The sequence below is a fragment of the Pseudomonas sp. 05N434 genome, from assembly GCF_056396965.1.
This window is the reverse complement of sequence record NZ_JBFTMK010000615.1, coordinates 1-2,801: the sequence shown is the minus strand read 5'-3', so window position 1 is coordinate 2,801 and position 2,801 is coordinate 1. Positions and strand designations below refer to the sequence as shown.

General features: G+C 63.8%; 1 protein-coding gene. It reads left to right on the top strand.

The window, feature by feature from the left end; all coding sequences use genetic code 11:
- Positions 1 to 68: 68 nt before the first annotated feature.
- Positions 69 to 2,801: monovalent cation/H+ antiporter subunit A (locus AC1DLB_RS26875; protein WP_477785989.1), on the top strand; the 2,733-nt coding region annotated here is incomplete at its 3' end.

Sequence of the window (2,801 nt, the reverse complement as noted above, 5' to 3'; positions counted from 1 at the left end):
GCTTGGCGTTTGGTGATCGGGGAGCTGGCACGTATGATGCTTCACAAACTTCCGCAGATTAGAAGCCTATGTCCCTGATAGTTCTACTGCTTCTGCCTTTTATCGGCAGCTGTCTGGCAGCCTTGCTGCCGCACAACGCGCGTAATACCGAATCGCTGTTGGCTGGCCTGGTTGCCTTGATCGGCACCGTCCAGGTCGCCCTCTTGTACCCGCAAATCGCCCATGGCGGCGTGATCCGTGAAGAGTTCTTCTGGCTCCCCAGCCTGGGCCTGAACTTCGTGCTGCGCATGGACGGTTTCGCCTGGCTGTTCTCGATGCTGGTGCTGGGCATCGGCACGCTGGTTTCGTTGTACGCCCGTTATTACATGTCACCAGASGATCCGGTGCCGCGCTTCTTTGCGTTTTTCCTGGCGTTCATGGGCGCCATGCTGGGGTTGGTGATTTCCGGCAACCTGATCCAGATCGTGTTTTTCTGGGAGCTGACCAGCCTCTTCTCGTTCCTGTTGATCGGCTACTGGCACCACCGCGCCGATGCGCGACGGGGTGCTTATATGGCACTGATGGTCACCGGCGCGGGCGGTTTGTGTTTGCTGGCAGGGGTCATGCTGCTCGGCCATGTGGTGGGCAGCTATGACCTGGACAAGGTCCTGGCCGCCGGCGATCTGATTCGCGCGCATGCCCTCTACCCTGTTCTGCTGCCCCTGATCCTGATTGGCGCCCTGAGCAAAAGTGCGCAATTTCCCTTCCACTTCTGGTTGCCCCACGCGATGGCGGCACCGACACCGGTCTCGGCGTATCTGCACTCGGCGACCATGGTCAAGGCCGGGGTGTTCCTGCTCGCGCGCCTGTGGCCGTCGCTGTCCGGCAGCGAAGAATGGTTCTACATCGTCAGCGGGGCCGGCGCCTGCACCCTGTTGCTCGGCGCTTACTGCGCGATGTTCCAGAACGACCTCAAGGGCCTGCTGGCCTACTCGACCATCAGCCACCTAGGCCTGATCACCCTGCTGCTGGGCCTGAACAGTCCGCTGGCCGCCGTGGCCGCGGTGTTCCACATTCTCAACCACGCCACGTTCAAGGCCTCGCTGTTCATGGCCGCCGGGATCATCGACCACGAAAGCGGCACCCGGGACATTCGCAAACTCAGCGGCCTGGTCAAACTGATCCCGTTCACCGCCACCCTGGCCATGGTTGCCAGCGCCTCCATGGCCGGCGTGCCGCTGCTCAACGGCTTCCTGTCGAAAGAGATGTTCTTCGCCGAAACCGTGTTCATCAACGCCACGGCCTGGATCGAGATGACCCTGCCGATCGTCGCGACCATCGCCGGGACGTTCAGCGTCGCCTACTCCCTGCGCTTCACCGTTGACGTGTTCTTCGGCCCGACCGCCACCGATCTGCCGCACACCCCGCACGAACCGCCGCGCTGGATGCGCGCGCCGGTGGAGTTGCTGGTGCTCACCTGTCTGGTGGTGGGGATTTTCCCCGCTCAAGTGGTCGGCTCGCTGCTCGCCGCCGCCGCATTGCCGGTGGTGGGCGGCACGCTGCCCGAGTACAGCCTGGCGATCTGGCACGGCTGGAACGCACCGATGTTCATGAGCCTGATTGCCATGTCCGGCGGCATCGTGCTTTACCTGTTGCTGCGTAATCAACTCAAGCAAGGACGCTTCACGCACCCGCCGGTGATCAGCCGTTTCAATGGCAAGCGGCTGTTCGAGCGCAGCCTGGTGGTCATGATGCGCCTGGCCCGTCGCCTGGAGCGGCGGATCAGCACCCGGCGCCTGCAAACCCAACTGTTTCTGGTGGTGCTCGCCGCCGTACTGGCCGGGGTGATCCCGATGCTGCACAGCAGCCTGAGCTGGGGTGACCGGGCGAAAATTCCGGGCTCGATCGTGTTCGTGATCCTCTGGCTGCTGGCGATTGCCTGTGCCCTCGGCGCGGCGTGGCAAGCCAAGTATCACCGGCTCGCGGCCCTGACCATGGTCAGTGTCTGCGGCCTGATGACCTGCGTGACCTTCGTCTGGTTCTCGGCGCCGGACCTGGCCCTGACGCAACTGGTGGTCGAAGTGGTGACCATGGTGCTGATCCTGCTCGGCCTGCGCTGGTTGCCGCGACGGATCGAAGAGGTGTCACCGTTGCCGAGCAGCCTGCGCAAGGCGCGGGTACGGCGGGTTCGCGACTTGCTGCTATCGACAGCGGTCGGTGGCGGCATGGCGCTGTTGTCCTACGCGATGCTGACCCGCCAGACGCCCAACGACATTTCTTCGTTCTACCTCAGCCGCGCCCTACCCGAAGGCGGTGGCAGCAACGTGGTCAACGTGATGCTGGTGGATTTCCGTGGCTTCGACACCCTCGGCGAAATCACCGTGCTGGTGGCCGTGGCCCTGGCGGTGTTCGCCCTGCTGCGACGCTTCCGCCCTCCGAAAGAAAGCCTGCAACTGCCGGCCCAACAGCGTCTGCTGGCGCCCGATGTGGTCACCGATCTGGTCAACCCGCGTCACGCCAGCGACACCGCGCTCGGTTTCATGATGGTGCCGGCGGTGCTGGTGCGCCTGCTGTTGCCGATCGCCCTGGTGATCTCCTTCTATCTGTTCCTGCGCGGGCACAACCAACCGGGTGGCGGTTTCGTCGCCGGACTGGTGATGTCGGTGGCGTTCATCCTGCAATACATGGTCGCCGGCACCCAGTGGGTCGAGGCGCAAATGAGCTTGCGGCCGCTGCGCTGGATGGGCACCGGGCTGTTGTTCGCCACCGTTACCGGGCTCGGGGCGATGGCGGTCGGGTATCCGTTCCTGACCACCCACACC